General features: G+C 61.5%; 14 protein-coding genes. 10 read left to right on the top strand and 4 right to left on the bottom strand.

What is annotated here, in order from left to right:
- Nucleotides 1–162 precede the first annotated feature (162 nt).
- Nucleotides 163–396 carry a GIY-YIG nuclease family protein gene (locus A4A58_RS16245; protein WP_068733907.1) on the top strand — a complete coding sequence of 78 codons (234 nt, stop codon included), beginning with the start codon at nucleotides 163–165 and terminating at the stop codon, nucleotides 394–396.
- A 208-nt stretch (nucleotides 397–604) separates the two neighbouring features.
- Nucleotides 605–3136 (top strand): glycogen/starch/alpha-glucan phosphorylase, encoded by a 2532-nt coding sequence (locus A4A58_RS16240; RefSeq protein ID WP_068733906.1) that lies wholly within the window; start codon nucleotides 605–607, stop codon nucleotides 3134–3136.
- 12 nt (nucleotides 3137–3148) lie between these two features.
- Here A4A58_RS16240 and A4A58_RS16235 read toward each other — a convergent pair whose 3' ends face one another.
- The 3 genes from A4A58_RS16235 to A4A58_RS16225 form a co-directional block, all read right to left on the bottom strand.
- A complete protein-coding gene (locus A4A58_RS16235; protein WP_068733904.1) occupies nucleotides 3149–3586 on the bottom strand; it encodes an EamA family transporter in 438 nt (145 codons plus the stop codon).
- Between the two features lie 260 nt (nucleotides 3587–3846).
- Nucleotides 3847–5460 carry a phosphoenolpyruvate carboxykinase gene (locus tag A4A58_RS16230; RefSeq protein WP_068733901.1) on the bottom strand — a complete coding sequence of 538 codons (1614 nt, stop codon included), beginning with the start codon at nucleotides 5458–5460 and terminating at the stop codon, nucleotides 3847–3849.
- Between the two features lie 183 nt (nucleotides 5461–5643).
- A complete protein-coding gene (locus A4A58_RS16225; RefSeq protein WP_068733899.1) occupies nucleotides 5644–6381 on the bottom strand; it encodes a HugZ family protein in 738 nt (245 codons plus the stop codon).
- Nucleotides 6382–6612: 231 nt separating this feature from the next.
- Between A4A58_RS16225 and A4A58_RS16220 the strand changes: the two genes are divergently transcribed.
- The 5 genes from A4A58_RS16220 (at nucleotide 6613) to A4A58_RS16200 (ending at nucleotide 10608) form a co-directional block, all read left to right on the top strand.
- A complete protein-coding gene (locus tag A4A58_RS16220) occupies nucleotides 6613–7314 on the top strand; it encodes a response regulator transcription factor (protein ID WP_068733897.1) in 702 nt (233 codons plus the stop codon).
- A gap of 135 nt (nucleotides 7315–7449) precedes the next feature.
- A complete protein-coding gene (locus A4A58_RS16215) occupies nucleotides 7450–9255 on the top strand; it encodes a sensor histidine kinase (protein ID WP_081421901.1) in 1806 nt (601 codons plus the stop codon).
- A gap of 17 nt (nucleotides 9256–9272) precedes the next feature.
- Nucleotides 9273–9776 carry an HPr kinase/phosphorylase gene (locus A4A58_RS16210; RefSeq protein WP_433993631.1) on the top strand — a complete coding sequence of 168 codons (504 nt, stop codon included), beginning with the start codon at nucleotides 9273–9275 and terminating at the stop codon, nucleotides 9774–9776.
- Nucleotides 9777–9907: 131 nt separating this feature from the next.
- The gene (locus tag A4A58_RS16205; RefSeq protein ID WP_068733893.1) at nucleotides 9908–10309 is read left to right on the top strand and encodes a PTS sugar transporter subunit IIA; all 402 of its coding nucleotides are present in this window, start codon (nucleotides 9908–9910) and stop codon (nucleotides 10307–10309) included.
- Nucleotides 10306–10608: an HPr family phosphocarrier protein gene (locus A4A58_RS16200; RefSeq protein ID WP_068733891.1), complete on the top strand. Its 303-nt coding sequence runs from the start codon at nucleotides 10306–10308 to the stop codon at nucleotides 10606–10608. Before A4A58_RS16205 ends, A4A58_RS16200 begins: the two co-directional genes overlap by 4 nt.
- A gap of 33 nt (nucleotides 10609–10641) precedes the next feature.
- Here the strand turns inward: A4A58_RS16200 and A4A58_RS16195 are convergent, their stop codons facing one another.
- Complete coding sequence (locus A4A58_RS16195; RefSeq protein ID WP_068733889.1) at nucleotides 10642–12273, bottom strand: glycosyltransferase family 39 protein; 1632 nt, start codon at nucleotides 12271–12273, stop codon at nucleotides 10642–10644.
- A gap of 126 nt (nucleotides 12274–12399) precedes the next feature.
- On the opposite strand from A4A58_RS16195, the gene lepA reads away from it, so the two are divergent.
- From lepA to A4A58_RS16180, 3 genes are all read left to right on the top strand, one after another.
- Nucleotides 12400–14205, top strand: coding sequence for a translation elongation factor 4 (gene lepA, locus A4A58_RS16190; protein ID WP_068733888.1), 1806 nt, complete (start codon nucleotides 12400–12402; stop codon nucleotides 14203–14205).
- A 47-nt stretch (nucleotides 14206–14252) separates the two neighbouring features.
- Complete coding sequence (locus tag A4A58_RS16185) at nucleotides 14253–14723, top strand: DUF1801 domain-containing protein (RefSeq protein ID WP_068733886.1); 471 nt, start codon at nucleotides 14253–14255, stop codon at nucleotides 14721–14723.
- A gap of 204 nt (nucleotides 14724–14927) precedes the next feature.
- Nucleotides 14928–16148, top strand: coding sequence for an ABC transporter substrate-binding protein (locus A4A58_RS16180; RefSeq protein WP_068733884.1), 1221 nt, complete (start codon nucleotides 14928–14930; stop codon nucleotides 16146–16148).
- The last annotated feature ends 12 nt before the right edge of the window (nucleotides 16149–16160 follow it).

The following is a 16160-nucleotide window of genomic DNA, read 5'->3' as shown; positions in this document are numbered from 1 at the left end:
CGGATCGAGCGCCCTTCGGCGTAAAGCTGGGCAATCCTGTAGCGGTCATCCAGCGACAGCTGGGCGTAGGTTCGGTCCATCGCAACACCCTAGTCTGGTGTTGCACTTCGTTTGAGAACTCAGCGGACCCGTAAACACCGTGTCAGTGTTCGGGGGGCAGCCATGCGTCAATCCCGCACGTATTTCGTCTACATCCTCGCCAGCGGCCACCACGGCACGCTCTATATCGGCGTCACCAATGACATCCGTACCCGACTCGAATTGCACCGCTGCGGCCGCGGGTCTGAATTCGTAAAGAGATACAAGGTCATGCGGCTCGTCCATGTCGAGGAATTCAGCTCGATCGTTGAAGCAATCGCCCGTGAAAAGCAGCTCAAAAACTGGAAGCGGGAGTAGAAGACCGAATTAATCGAACGGAATAATTTAGATTGGAGCGACTTGTCCGCGATACTTTGACAACAGTGGGTATGGGTCCCGGCGTCCGCCGGGACGACAACAAATTTTGCCCAATTCCCGGGCAGTTCCATTGCAAAACCTCGCCACCTCTACGGGTTCCGGCAGCAGTCAAATGCGCGTATGATTTTGGTCAGTGACACAGCTCAGGATGGCCGGTTTGTCAGATCAATCAGTCCCAGCGAAATTCCAGCCGGAGAACACGCCTGTCGATGAACTGGCGCTTGCCGACATCAAGAGCGCCATTCTCGTCAAGCTGCGGCTGGCAATCGGCAAGGAAGCCGCCTTCGCCACCAAGCACGACTGGTACAAGGCTGCCGCCCTGACGCTGCGCGACCGCATGGTGCATCGCTGGCTGACCTCGGACAAGGAGAGCTATGATGCCGGCCGCAAGCGGGTCTATTACCTCTCGCTGGAATTCCTGATCGGCCGCCTGTTCACCGACGCGCTGAACAATATGGGCCTGCTGCCGCTGTTCGAAGCCGCGCTCGGCGATCTTGGTGTTGGCCTCGACGAACTCCGCAAATGCGAGCCGGATGCCGCGCTCGGCAATGGCGGCCTCGGCCGCCTCGCTGCCTGCTTCATGGAGAGCATGGCAACGCTCGGCATTCCCGCTTTCGGCTATGGCATCCGCTACGACTTCGGCCTGTTCCGTCAGGTCATCTCGCACGGCGTGCAGCAGGAATATCCCGACGAGTGGCTCGGCTTTGGCAATCCGTGGGAACTACCGCGGCGGGAAGTCACGTATAACGTCTATTTCGGCGGCAGCATCGAGACCGTCGATGACGGCAAGGGCCGCAAGCAGGTGATCTGGCATCCCGGCGAGACCGTGGAGGCTGTTGCCTATGACACCCCCATCGTCGGCTGGCGCGGCCAGCATGTGAATGCGCTGCGGCTGTGGTCGGCGCGCGCGCCGGATCCGCTGCGGCTCGACGTCTTCAACACCGGCGACTATGTCAGCGCCAGCGCCGAGCAGGCGCGCGCCGAAGCCATCTGCAAATTCCTCTATCCGAACGATGAGAGTGCTGCCGGCCGCGAATTGCGTTTGCGGCAGGAATACTTCTTCGTCTCGGCGTCGCTGCAGGATCTGGTGAAGCGTCACCTCCATTCCGACGGCAATCTGCGTGGCCTCGCCAACAAGGCCGCAGTGCAGATGAACGACACGCATCCGAGCCTGGCCATCGCCGAGCTGATGCGCATCCTGGTCGATCAGCACAATATGCGCTGGGATGCCGCGTGGCAGATCACCAACGCGACCTTGTCCTACACCAACCACACGCTGCTGCCCGAAGCACTGGAGACCTGGCCGGTCGAACTGTTCCAGCGTCTGCTGCCACGGCATCTCGAAATCATCTACCGCATCAATGAAGCGCATCTCGACCGCGCTGATGCGACGCGCCCCGGCGACACCGCCTATCGCGCCTCGGTCTCGATCATCGACGAGACGTCAGGCCGCCGCGTCCGCATGGGCAATCTCGCTTTCATCGGCTCGCACCGCATCAACGGCGTCTCGGCGATGCATTCGGAGCTGATGAAAGAGACCGTGTTCCACGATCTCAACCAGCTCTATCCCGGTCGCATCACCAACAAGACCAACGGCATTACTTTCCGCCGCTGGCTGATGCTAGCCAATCCGAAGCTCACCGACCTGTTGCGCGCCACCTGCGGCGAAGCCGTGCTCGACGATCCCACGCGCCTCATCAAGCTCGAGGCCTTTGCCGGCGACGCCGCGTTCCAGCAGGAATTCCGCAAGGTCAAACATCACAACAAGCTCGCATTGGCCCGCGTGATCGGAGAGAAGCTCGGCGTACAGGCCGATCCGTCGGCGCTGTTCGACGTGCAGATCAAGCGCATCCACGAATACAAGCGACAGCTGCTCAACCTCGTTGAAACAGTCGCGCTGTATCAGGCGATCAAGGACGAGCCGGGCAAGGACTGGGTGCCGCGCGTCAAGATTTTCGCCGGCAAGGCGGCAGCGAGCTATCGCTATGCCAAGCTGATTATTCGCCTGATCAATGACGTCGCCGAGACCGTCAACAACGACACCACCATCGGCAGCAAGCTGAAGGTCGCATTCCTGCCGGACTACAATGTCAGCCTCGCGGAAGTCATCATTCCCGCGGCTGATCTCTCCGAGCAGATCTCGACCGCAGGCATGGAAGCCTCCGGCACCGGCAACATGAAGCTCTCGCTGAACGGCGCGCTGACCATCGGCACGCTGGACGGCGCCAATATCGAAATCCGCGACAATGTCGGCCCGGAGAACATCGCGATCTTCGGTATGACCGCTGCCGAAGTGGTTGAGCGTCGCGCCAAGGGCCTGGATGCCTCCGACGTGATCAACAAGTCGCCCAATCTCGGCCGCGCGATCCAGGCTATCGAGACCGGCGCGTTCTCGCCGGATGATCCCGGCCGTTACGCGTCGGTCGGCCACGCGCTGCGCCACCTCGATCACTATGTGGTCTCGGCCGACTTCGACTCCTATTACGAAGCCCAACGCGGCATCGACACGCGGTGGAGGGCCGGCTCAGCCTGGAGCCGCGCCGCGATTCTCAACACCGCCCGGATGGGATGGTTCTCGTCGGACCGTACTATCCGCGAATATGCCGACGATATCTGGGGCGTGCCGGTTGCGGGCGATCTGCCGAGCACAACGAGTCTGCAGGCGCGAAAGGCGACGTGAGCGCGGCGGCGCTCACGCGCGATACGCGACGAGCACCGCGCCGCAAGCGATCAGGATGACGCCGAGCCAGTTCGGCAGCGACAATTTCTCGCCGAGAAACAACACGGCAAACACCGCCACGAACACCACACTGAGCTTGTCGATCGGCGCCACCTGCGCGGCATTGCCAAGCTTGAGCGCACGGAAATAGCAGATCCACGATGCTCCGGTCGCGAAACCAGACAGCACCAGAAACACCCACGTCTTCGCTGATACATTGGACGGCGACTGCCAGTTGCCGGTGACATAGACCATCATGCCCGCGGCCAGCAGGATAACGATGGTGCGGATGAAAGTGGCAAAATCGGAATTGACGTTCTCGATGCCGACCTTGGCGAAGATCGCCGTGAGCGCCGCAAAGGCCGCGGACAGCAGCGCCCAGAATGGCCAGGTGAGCATCATGTTCTTCATAGGTGGGCCTTCCTGAAGTGGGCTCTCAGTTCACTATGTGTCGTCGCCCGGCTTGACCGGGCGACCCAGTATTCGAGCGAGAGGCGATATTCACCGCTGGATCGACGCTGCATCCATGCAGAAGCCTGTGTGGCATGCCACTGACATTCGTGTGTGCTGGATCGCCCCGGTCAGGCGGGCCGATGACAACAGAGCGCGGTGACCAAACAAAAAGGGCGGCCTTACGGCCGCCCTTTCGCATTCAATCTTGAAGCAGCGAATTACTCAGCTGCCAGCTTCACATCCGGCGCCGCGGCGCGGACATCCGCGTCGACCTGCGCTTCGAACTTGGCGAAGTTCTTCTGGAACATGCCAACCAGCTTGCGCGCGGTGGCATCGAACTCGGCCTTGTCCTTCCAGGTGTTCACCGGATTGAGGATTTCCGACGGCACGCCATCCAGCGCGGTCGGGACTGCGAAACCGAAATACTTGTCGGTGCGGAATTCCACATTGCGGAGCGAGCCGTTCAGCGCGGCGGTCAGCAGCGCGCGGGTCACCTTGATCGGCATGCGCGAACCGACCCCATACTTGCCACCGGTCCAGCCGGTATTGACCAGCCAGCAGTCGACATTGTGCTTGGCGATCAGGTCGCGCAGCATGTTGCCGTAAACCGACGGATCGAGCGGCAGGAACGGCGAGCCGAAGCAGGTCGAGAATTCCGGCTCGGGATCATTGCCGAGGCCGCGCTCGGTGCCGGCGACCTTAGCGGTGTAGCCGGACAGGAAGTGATACATCGCCTGCGCCGGGGTCAGCTTGGCGATCGGCGGCAGTACGCCGAACGCGTCGGCGGCGAGCATCACGACGTTCTTCGGCTGCGGCGCGCGGCCGGTGCGCGAAGCGTTCGGGATGAAGTCGAGCGGATAGGCCGAGCGGGTGTTCTCGGTCTTCGAACCATCGTCGAAATCCGGCAGGCGGGTATTGGCGTCGAGCACGACGTTTTCCAGCACCGCACCGAAGCGCTTCGATGCCGCATAGATCGCGGGCTCGGCTTCCTCGGAAAGCTTGATGGTCTTGGCGTAGCAGCCGCCTTCGAAATTGAAGATACCGTCCTTGCCCCAGCCATGCTCGTCGTCGCCGATCAGCGTGCGCTTCGGATCGGCCGAGAGCGTGGTCTTGCCGGTGCCGGACAGGCCGAAGAAGATCGCACTGTCGCCGTCGGGGCCGACATTGGCCGAGCAGTGCATCGGCAACACGCCCTTGGCAGGCAGATAGTAGTTCAGCGTGGTGAAGACCGACTTCTTCATCTCGCCGGCGTAATAAGACCCGCCGATCAGGACGATCTTGCGGGCGAAATCGATGGCCACGACGTTCTCGGAGCGGCAGCCGTGACGTTTGGGATCGGCCTTGAAGCTCGGCAGGTCGATGATGGTGAGTTCAGGCACGAAGTCCTTCAACGCCGATGCTTCCGGGCGGATCAGCAGCGTGCGGATGAACAGGGAGTGCCATGCGAGTTCGGTGAACACGCGGGTCTTGATCTGGAAACTCGGATCGGCGCCGCCGCAAAGGTCCTGCGCGAACAGGGTCATGCCTTCGGCGTGCTTCTTGAAATCGATATAGAGCGCTTCGAACTGCTCCGGCGTGATCGACTGATTGCCAGCCCACCACATCTGTTCGGTGGAAGCATCCTTGACGGTGAACTTGTCCTTCGGGCTGCGGCCGGTGAACTCACCCGTGTCAGCGCAGAGCGCGCCATCGGACGACAATTCGGCTTCGCCATTGCGCAGCGAATACTCGTAAAGCTGCGGCGCGCCGAGATTCCAGTTCACCGCTTTGAGATTTTTCAGTCCGAATTTGTCGGCGCCATAGGCACCGTTGCGTACGCCCGTCTCTTGCACGGAATATTCCTCCTTGAGTCCGCATATCCGACCTGTGCAACTGTCTTCAATCGCACGTCAGCAGCGGTAGCCGTCATTATAACCACCGAGGCCGTAACCCGGCGATCTAATAGTGACGAAGATGTGAAATGCCAAGCTGCCGTCCATATATTTGGTTTATTCCAGCACGGCACTTGATACCGCTCAATTATTCAAAGCGCGGGCCTGCTCTGCGAGTTCCTTCAGGACTTGCCGCAATGCACCCGGAGTGACAATCCGCCGCGGAAAGTCCAGCCGGAGCACCGTCGCGCCGTTCTGCAGGTCCATGCCATCCGGGTCGCATCCGGTGCAGCGCCAGTCGCCCGCCTCCACGCGCAGAAGCTTCGTTGCATAGAGATTGAGCGCATCGAGATGGTCGGCGTTCATATGAGCAACAGCGCCCTCCTCTGCCTCCAGCATCCCTTCGGCATCAGTGAGATCGGTCAGGAATTGCTCCGGCTTCAGGTCGTTAATGCGGCCAAAGCCAGCCACCAGATGGGCGCTTTTCGGCACGACCCTGAAGAACGAGAAATCCTTAAAGTCTACAAAGACTTGCGCGGATGGATGGGCACTCAGATAGCGCCGGCGCAGCAGCGATTTTTCGCAGTCGCTGGCCTCCTGCGCGATACCCCCGAGCATGATGCGCGAGCCCTCCAGGGGGTCACCCGGAGCCCGCTCGTCCAGCATCAGCGAGACGCGGGCATCCGCCAGGATATTGCGGGTATGGAGCGCCAGCCGGGAAATCAGGAGAATCGGCGACCCGTCCGGGTGGCTGGCGATATTGGCCAGCGCACAATAAGGATCTCCGGAACCGACGGCCAGGGTGGCCAGCGCCCCCTGCCGACTACGCCGCAACAGCGACCGGATGACGCGCGAGGGGTCGAAATCAGGGGTCGGCTGCATCGTTAAATCCCGTATTTCATTGCAAAAAGTAGCTTCTTCTTCTTTGGCGGGAGGTCTATACATCTATGGAACCCACGCGTCATTCAAGCGTTCAGGGAACTCGGCCACACTTCAGCCCAGCTTGCATTGCTCGTTGCAGGACTTGTTTGTTGACTGTGTTCTTAAGGCCACCTCATACGGCGGATTGTTGAATTCTGCCGGATAGCCCATCCCGCTTCGGAAAGCAGGCTCATGCCAACTATCGCACTGGTCGACGACGACCGTAACATTCTCACATCCGTATCGATCGCGCTGGAAGCCGAGGGCTACCGCATCATGACCTATACGGATGGTGCTTCCGCACTCGATGGCTTCCGCACGAGCCAGCCGGACCTCGCAATCCTCGATATCAAGATGCCCCGCATGGACGGCATGGAGACACTGCGCCGTCTGCGCCAGAAGTCCGATCTGCCCGTGATCTTCCTGACGTCGAAGGACGAGGAGATCGACGAGCTGTTCGGCCTGAAAATGGGCGCCGACGATTTCATCCGCAAACCGTTTTCGCAGCGTCTGCTGGTCGAGCGCGTCAAGGCCGTGCTGCGCCGCGCCGCGCCGAAGGACCCGACTGCCGCTCCGAAGGAGACCGACGCCAAGGCGCTCGATCGCGGTTTGCTGCGGATGGATCCGGAACGTCACACCTGCACCTGGAAGAACGAGCCGGTCACGTTGACCGTCACTGAGTTCCTGATCCTGCAGGCGCTGGCGACGCGCCCCGGTGTGGTGAAGAGCCGCAACGCGCTGATGGATGCCGCCTATGACGATCAGGTCTATGTCGACGATCGCACCATCGACAGCCACATCAAGCGACTGCGCAAGAAGTTCAAGGTCGTCGACGACGACTTCGAGATGATCGAGACGCTGTATGGCGTCGGTTATCGCTTCAAGGAAACCTGATCTGTAGAGGGTTCCCGCGGCACGGTTGGGGCCTGACGGCTCAGCCGTGCTGCGCTAGAATGCGCATCCGCCCACGCAACAATGAGCACGGCATGGCGCATCGCAGATATCGACAACAACCGGGCAGTTTTGGCATTGCTGGATCGTACGCAGCCTGATGAAAGCCTGGACGCCGACGGCACGTCGCCGCATGCGGCAGGCGGCGATGCCGATCGCACCCGTCGCGGCTGGCAGCGCCCGCTCGACTGGCTGCGCCGCGCCCGGCAGTTCTTCGTTGCGCTGACTTTCTCGAGCCTGACGCGTCGCATCGTTTCGCTCAACCTCGCTGGCCTCTGCGCCCTCGTCGCCAGCATTCTCTACCTCTCGCAATTTCGCGCCGGCCTGATCGACGCCCGCGCGCAGAGCCTGCTGGTGCAGGCCGAAATCATCGCAAGCGCCATTGCCGCTTCGGCCACCGTCGAAACCAATACGATCACGATCGACCCCGACCGTTTGCTCGATCTCAAGCCCGGCGAAACCTATGGCGTGCCGGACGAACTCTCCGGCCTCGATTTCCCGATCAATCCCGAACGCGTTGCGCCGGTGCTGCGGCGGCTGATTTCGCCGACCAAGACGCGCGCACGCATTTACGACCGCGACGGCGTGCTCATCCTCGACAGCCGCAGCCTTTATGGCCGCGGTGATGTGTTGCGCTTCGAACTGCCGCCGCCGACCACCGAAAAGCCTGGCTTTGCCGAACGCACGATGATCGCGGTCCGAACCTGGCTCAATCGCGGCGACCTTCCGCTCTATCGCGAACTCGGTCCGGAAAACGGCAACGGCTATCAGGAAGTGCAGCAGTCGCTCGACGGCCTGAAGAGCAGCATGGTGCGCATCAACGAACGGGGCGAAGTCATCGTTTCGGTCGCCGTACCCGTGCAGCGCTTCCGCGCCGTGCATGGTTCGCTGATGCTGTCGACCCAGGGCGACGACATCGACCAGATGGTGACTGCCGAACGTCTGGCAATTCTGAAAGTCTTTGCCGTCGCGGCCGTGGTGATGATCGTGCTGTCACTGCTGCTGGCATCGACCATCGCAGGTCCGGTGCGACGGCTGGCCGACAGCGCGGAGCGTGTTCGCCGCCGTATCCGCACCCGTGTCGAGATCCCGGATTTTACGCGCCGCCGCGACGAGATCGGCCATCTCTCCGGCGCGCTGCGCGACATGACCGATGCACTCTATAATCGCATCGAGGCGATCGAGATGTTCGCGGCCGATGTCTCGCACGAGCTGAAAAATCCGCTGACATCGCTGCGCTCCGCCGTGGAAACACTGCCGCTGGCGAAGAACGATAACAGCCGCGGCCGTCTGCTCGCCGTCATCGAGCACGACGTGCGGCGGCTTGACCGATTGATCTCGGATATTTCCGACGCCAGCCGTCTCGACGCCGAGCTGCAGCGCAACGACACGGCGCCCGTCGATGTCCGACGGTTGCTGACTACGCTGACCTCGGTCGCCAACGAAACCAAGCTCGGTCATGACGTCGGCGTTGAAGTCCGCTTCGAAGGCGCTGCCACCGACGCGTTTTCGGTGCCCGGCCACGACTCCCGCCTCGGTCAGGTCATCACTAATCTCGTCACCAATGCTCAGTCATTCTCGACGCCGGGCGGCAAGGTGCGGATCGTCTGCCGTCGCCTGAAAGGCAAGATCGAGATCGTCGTCGATGACGACGGCCCCGGCATCGGACTGGATGCACTCGAACGGATCTTCGAGCGCTTTTACACCGACCGCCCGCATCAGGGCTTTGGCCAGAATTCTGGCCTCGGCCTGTCGATCTCCAAGCAGATCGTCGAGGCCCATAGCGGTACGATCTGGGCAGAGAACCGCATCGGACCGGCCAACGCCGACGGCGAGATCCCGGTGCTGGGTGCACGCTTCGTGGTACGGTTACCGGCCACATGAGCGCGGATGGCAAAAGCATCCATGCCTCCGCCGTACTGGTCGATGACCGCGCCGTCCTGATCAGGGGGCCGTCCGGCTCCGGAAAATCGCGGCTGGTATTCGACCTGATCCTCGCCGGTCAGAGTGGGCAGGTTCCGGAGGCCATGCTGGTCGGCGACGACCGGGTGCATCTGGATGTCAGGGACGGAAAACTGTGGGTACGGCCGGCGCCCGAACTGGTCGGGCTGCTTGAGATCAGGGGGCTCGGAATCCGGCGACTGGACTGCGCCACCGGTGCCATTGTCGGGCTGGTGGTCGATCTCGACGCCACCGACGCCGCGCGCCTGCCAGAGCCGGAAGCGCTCAAAACCACACTGGAGGGCGTCGAATTGCCCCGAATCCCGGTGAGTGCGGGCTTTTCACCACTACCATTGGTCGTAGCTGTACTTACGACAATCGATGGTTTAGCCGCAGTGCGACCTTTGGACGATTGCTCGAAGGGAATTGGTAACCATATTAGTCCCACTATCGCCACCGAATAGACCCGCGCTACTTCCCGCCGCATCCGTGCAATTTAAGGGAGATTCGCGAAGAGCCCTCTTGCATAGGGGCTCTGGATGGTCAAAGTGGCCCTTTCGTGCGGTGCACCAAAAGCACCCACGAGGAGTTTCCGATGATTGGTCTAGTACTTGTGACCCATGGGCGCCTTGCCGACGAGTTTAAGGCGGCGCTTGAGCACGTAATGGGTCCGCAAAAACAAATTGAAGCCGTGACGATCGGCGCCGAAGACGATTCCGATTTGTGTCGAAGCGACATTATCGAAGCGGTGAATCGCGTCGACAGTGGCGATGGCGTTGCCATCCTCACTGATATGTTCGGCGGCACGCCATCGAATCTGGCGATCTCCTGCATGAGCCGGCCGAAGGTCGAGGTTCTCGCCGGTATCAATCTGCCCATGCTGGTGAAGCTCGCAAAGGTGCGCGAAGAGCGCACGCTGCCCGATGCGATCGCCATGGCACAGGAAGCCGGCCGCAAATACGTCACCATCGCCAGCCGCGTTCTCGCCGGCAAATGAGCGGCAGCCCAGACGATACGACGGTGTCCAGCGGCGTCTCCCGCGAGATTCCGATTACCAACAAGCGTGGCCTTCATGCGCGCGCCTCTGCCAAATTCGTGCAGATGGTCGAACGCTTCAATGCCGACGTCACGGTGACACGCAACGGCGAGACCGTTGGCGGCACATCCATCATGGGCCTGATGATGCTGTCCGCCGGCCCCGGGACCAGCATCATGGTCACTGCCAAAGGCGTCGAGGCACAAGCGGCGCTGGATGCGATCACCGAGCTCGTGACCAACAAGTTCGGTGAAGAGTAGCGGTTCGCCGAAAGCTGCTTCGTCAGCGAACGGCTATTTCATCGCGCCAGGCGCCATCACATAGACATTCCACCGCGTGGTCGTGCCGATATTGCCCTTGAAGAAGCGTCGCGTCGACATCACGATGCGTTCGGCATTCGGCAGATTGTCCTTCATCCACGCTTCGCAGCGGTCGAATTTCCAGTCACCGACCAGGCAGATTCCGATGAAGCCGTTGCGCTTCGCTTCCTCCATCGACGTCACACCTGACGGCCATGGTTCATAGGGCGTCAGCGGCAGCGGATGATCCGGACTGTAGAACGTCATCTGCTCGGCGACATCGACGAAGCCCACGACCTCGCTCCAGCGCGTGTGGAAGCGCTTGTGCCAGACCTCGGTGAGCTCACGCGCAAGCTGCGAATAGGAGATATGGGCGAAATTGCCATTGGCATCGCGCGGCAGTGACGCAATAGCGATCTGCGGTGCCGCGGCGAGCGTGACCAGCGACAGTACCAGCCAGATCGCGGCGAGCCGTACCAGCGCGACCCGCGGCATCTTCAGCGCCGGGATCGCAATGACCGCCAGCGGCACCAGGAAGAACAGCGAGATACCCCAATCGGTCTTGATGTAGACGTCGAACAACAACGCACCGATCGGCGGGCCGATGGCGACGATGGCCTGGATCAGCCAGATATTCAGGGCCTGATCCCTGCGGACACCGGGATTGGTCGTCAGTGACCACGGCCGCTTGACGAATGCGCGGGGATCGCGCGCCACCGACGCCCACCAGCGTGGGCCCCAGGCCAGCACCGCAGCGGCCAGACCCAGCGGCAACAGCAGCAGCGCGACGTTGTGGCCGACATAGCCCCACGCCAATTGCAGGCTCTCCCAGCGCGACGAGATCTTGTAGGTATCGCCGGCGTAACGAAACGGCGCGTATTCCACCTGCCGCACCCAGTCGAGATGCGGAATCATCGCCGCCACCATCGTCGCGATGGCAATCCACGGGGCCGGCGAGCGCAGGAACAGCATCCGCTGCGGATGGATCAGCGCGGCCAGACCGATGGCGCCGATCATCGTCACCACCCAGTATTTGGTCATCAGCGCCAGCGCAGCGGCGAGGCCAAGCAGGAAGCCCGAGCGGATCGAACGCTTCTCGAATGCGTGCAAATAGGCCAGCACCACCAGCGGCAAAGTCACCAGCTGCAGCAGGTCCGGATTGTATTTGAAGCCCTTGAAATTGAAGATCGGATAGATCGCGACCATCAGCAGCACGAAAAAGGCGCGGCGCCGATCGACCACGCGCAACGCGATCGCCCAACAAAGGATCATGCCGATGCCAACGACGACCATGGCGAGCAGATAGGTCGCCCAGTCCACCGGCGGAAAAAATTTAAACCAGACGCCTGAGATCCAGCCCGACAGCGGCGGATGCTTGCCATAGCCCCACAGGAACTTCTGCCCCCAGGCATAGCCCTCGGAGACGTCGAAATGGATGTCCTGCGCGGCCTTCACCTGCGTCAGGATGGCGGTCCACAGCACCACATGGGCGATCGTGAACCCTACCACCAGGACGGTGCTCAAATGCGGATCACAGGCCCAGGCGACGAGCCGGGCGGCGCCGCGGCGACCGATTGAGAGAATACCCCGGCGCTTGGCAGGGGCGGAGGAAGCGATTGTACTCATGGGGCCCTGCCTAGCGCGTTTCGGGCCGGAGTAAAATCAGGATGCCGTGACGGAAACAGGGCCGGAATCCGGGCGAAAACCCGCATTAAGGTTGCTGCATCAGGGCCTGAATGCTATCCCGCGCGCATGACAACCTCCCCGATTTCGAACATCCGCAACTTCTCCATCGTTGCCCATATCGACCACGGCAAATCGACACTGGCCGACCGCCTGATCCAGATCACCGGCGGGTTGCAGGCGCGCGAGATGAAGGAGCAGGTGCTTGATTCCATGGATATCGAGCGCGAGCGCGGCATCACCATCAAGGCGCAGACCGTTCGCCTGCATTACAAGGCCAAGGACGGCAAGGATTACATCTTCAACCTGATGGACACGCCCGGCCACGTCGACTTCGCCTATGAGGTCTCGCGCTCGCTGGCGGCATGCGAAGGCGCGCTGCTGGTGGTCGACGCCTCGCAGGGCGTGGAAGCCCAGACGCTCGCCAATGTCTATCACGCGCTCGACGCCAATCTCGAAATCGTGCCGATCCTCAACAAGATCGATCTGCCCGCCGCCGAACCCGATCAGGTCAAGAAGCAGATCGAGGACGTGATCGGCATCGACGCATCCGAAGCGGTCATGATCTCGGCGAAAACAGGTCTTGGCGTGCCCGACGTGCTGGAAGCCATCGTGCACCGGCTGCCCCCGCCGAAAGGCGACCGCGACGCCACGCTGAAGGCGCTGCTGGTCGACAGCTGGTACGACGTCTATCTCGGCGTCGTCGTCCTCATCCGCGTCGTCGACGGCGTCATGAAGAAGGGCCAGCGCGTCCGCATGATGGGCACCAATGCCGCCTATGATGTCGAGCGCGTCGGATACTTCACGCCGAAGATGGTCAATGTCGATGAACTCGGCCCCGGCGAGATCGGCTTCATTACGGCCGCCATCAAGGAAGTCGCGGACACCCGCGTCGGCGACACCATCACCGACGACCGCAAGCCGGTCACCGAGATGCTGCCGGGCTTCAAGCCCGCAGTGCCGGTGGTGTTCTGCGGGTTGTTCCCGGTTGATGCCGACGACTTCGAAACGCTGCGCGCCGCCATGGGCAAGCTGCGGCTGAACGACGCGAGCTTCTCGTTCGAAATGGAAACCTCGGCTGCACTCGGCTTCGGCTTCCGTTGCGGCTTCCTCGGCTTGCTGCATCTGGAAATCATCCAGGAACGTCTGAGCCGCGAATTCGACCTCAACCTGATCGCGACCGCGCCAAGCGTGATCTACAAGATGCACCTCACCGACGGCGAGGAGATCGAGATTCATAATCCGATCGACATGCCGGATGTGGTGAAGATCGCCGAAATCCAAGAGCCGTGGATCGAAGCCACGATCCTGACACCCGACGAGTATCTCGGCAGCGTGCTGAAGCTCTGCCAGGAACGCCGCGGCAATCAGAAAGAGCTGACCTATGTCGGCGCGCGCGCGATGGTGAAATACGAGCTGCCGCTCAACGAAGTGGTGTTCGATTTCTACGATCGCCTGAAGTCGATCTCGAAGGGCTACGCCTCGTTCGACTATCATCTGACCGACTATAAGGCCGCCGATCTCGTCAAGATGCAGATCCTGGTCAATGCCGAGCCGGTCGATGCGCTGTCGATGCTGGTCCATCGCACCCGCGCCGAAGGCCGTGGCCGCGCCATGGTCGAGAAGATGAAGGAACTAATCCCGCCGCACATGTTCGTCATTCCGATCCAGGCGGCGATCGGCGGCAAGGTGATTGCCCGCGAAACTGTCCGCGCGCTGCGCAAGGACGTCACCGCGAAGTGCTATGGCGGCGATATCAGCCGCAAGCGCAAACTTCTGGAGAAGCAGAAGGAAGGCAAGAAGAAGATGCGGCAGTTCGGCAAGGTCGACATCCCGCAGGAAGCTTTTATCGCGGCGCTGAAGGTGGATAGCTGAGGGCATATCGCTTGCGGCTCTGACAGGAGGGGCACCACGTGGCAGCGATGCGGAAGTTGAGCAAAGCGGCCCAGCAACACTCCTCCGGTTTTTCCGATCCGGCCGTCAAAGCGGCATTCGACCGTTACCCGCCGCCCGTCAAGGCGCGGCTCATGGCCCTCCGGCAACTGATCTTCGGGACCGCCGCGGGCATCGAGGGCGTCGGTCCGCTGCAGGAGACCCTCAAGTGGAATCAGCCCAGCTATCTGACAAGCGAGACGAAAAGCGGCAGCACCATCCGGCTTGATCGCATGGGGGCCACAGCGCAGTACGCGCTGTTCTTTCACTGCCAGACCAATCTGGTTGCGACCTTTCGTGAATTGTATCCAACGGAGCTGAGCTTCGAAGGCAACCGCAGCATCTTGCTGCACGTCGATGATCCCGTGCCGGAGCAAGCCCTGAGTCACTGCGTTGGACTGGCGCTGACCTATCATCTCCGCAAGCGCAGGCCTTCAACGAGATCATCTCAGGCTGGATGAGCGCGGCGACGGCTGGCTGTCGCCCGGGGAACGAATAGCACCACGAATGAACGGATTCCGCCAATCCAATTTTCCGTCCGGCGCAACGCAGCAGATTTCTGCGACCAAACATCCCTCACCACCGCTCTTGCCTCCCCGCCCTTCGCCCCTCATGCTGCCGCTACGACGCCGAAAACGGCGCGTATGAAATTTGGGGAGGATTGAATGATCGCGCACCGCACGGTTGCGGCTACGACGTTTGCTGTTTCGCTGCTTTTCGGCGCTTCCGCACTGGCCCAGCAGGCCAATACGCTTCCGCTCAAGATCGGCGTGCTCGCCGACTTCGCCTCGGTCTATGCCGATATCGGCGGCCAGGGCAATGTCGAGGCAGCGAAGATCGCCATCGAGGAATTCGGCGGCAAGATGTTCGACAAGCCGATCGAACTGGTCACCGCAGATGCGCTGAACAAGGCCGACGTCGCCGCCACTATCTCGCGCAAATGGTATGAGGCCGAGAATGTCGACATGATCATCGACATGCCGACATCGGCCACTGCGCTGGCCGGCATGGAGATGTCGAAGCAGTTCGAGAAGATCATGATCGTCACCGACGCCGCGTCGTCGGACATCACCGGCAAGTCGTGCTCGCCCTATACCGCGCACTGGACCTACGACACCTATGGCAACGCTCACACGGTCGGCAGCGCCATCGTCAAGCAGGGCGGCGACTCCTGGTACTTCATCACAGCGGACTATCTGTTCGGCCATTCCATCGAACGTGACACCGGCGACGTGGTGCGCGCCGCGGGCGGCAAGGTGGTCGGCAGCTCCAAGCATCCGCTCAACACGGCGGACTTCTCGTCCTTCCTGCTACAGGCGCAATCGTCCAAGGCCAAGATCATCGGCATGGCCAATGGCGGCGGCGATACCATCAACACCATCAAGCAGGCGTCGGAATTCGGAATCGTCGCCGGCGGCCAGAAGCTCGCGGGCATCGTGATGTTCATCTCCGACATCCACTCGCTCGGCCTGAAGATGGCGCAGGGGCTGATCATCACCGAGGCCTATTACTGGGATCTCAACGATCGCACCCGCGCCTTCGGCAAGAAGTTCTTCGACAAGATGAAGCGCATGCCGACCATGAACCAGGCCGCGACCTACAGCGCGACGCTGCATTATCTCAAATCCGTGCAGGCCGCAGGTACCCGCGCCACCAAGCCGGTGCTGGCGAAGATGCGCGAGATGCCGGTGCGCGACGCCTTCACCGATAACGGCTATCTCCGCGAGGACGGCCGCATGGTGCACAGCATGTTCCTGCTCGAGGTCAAGAAGCCGGAAGAATCCAAGGCGCCGTGGGATTACTACAAGGTCCTCGCGGAGGTCCCCGGCGATCAGGTGTTCCGACCGATGAAGGACGGCGGCTGCCAGTATGTGAAGAAGGACTGAGGGTCTTTCGCA

The organism is Tardiphaga robiniae (assembly GCF_001618955.1).
GTDB classification, from domain to species: domain Bacteria; phylum Pseudomonadota; class Alphaproteobacteria; order Rhizobiales; family Xanthobacteraceae; genus Tardiphaga; species Tardiphaga robiniae_A.
Note: the sequence above shows the minus strand (reverse complement) of the source record. Positions and strands in the feature narration are given on the sequence as shown.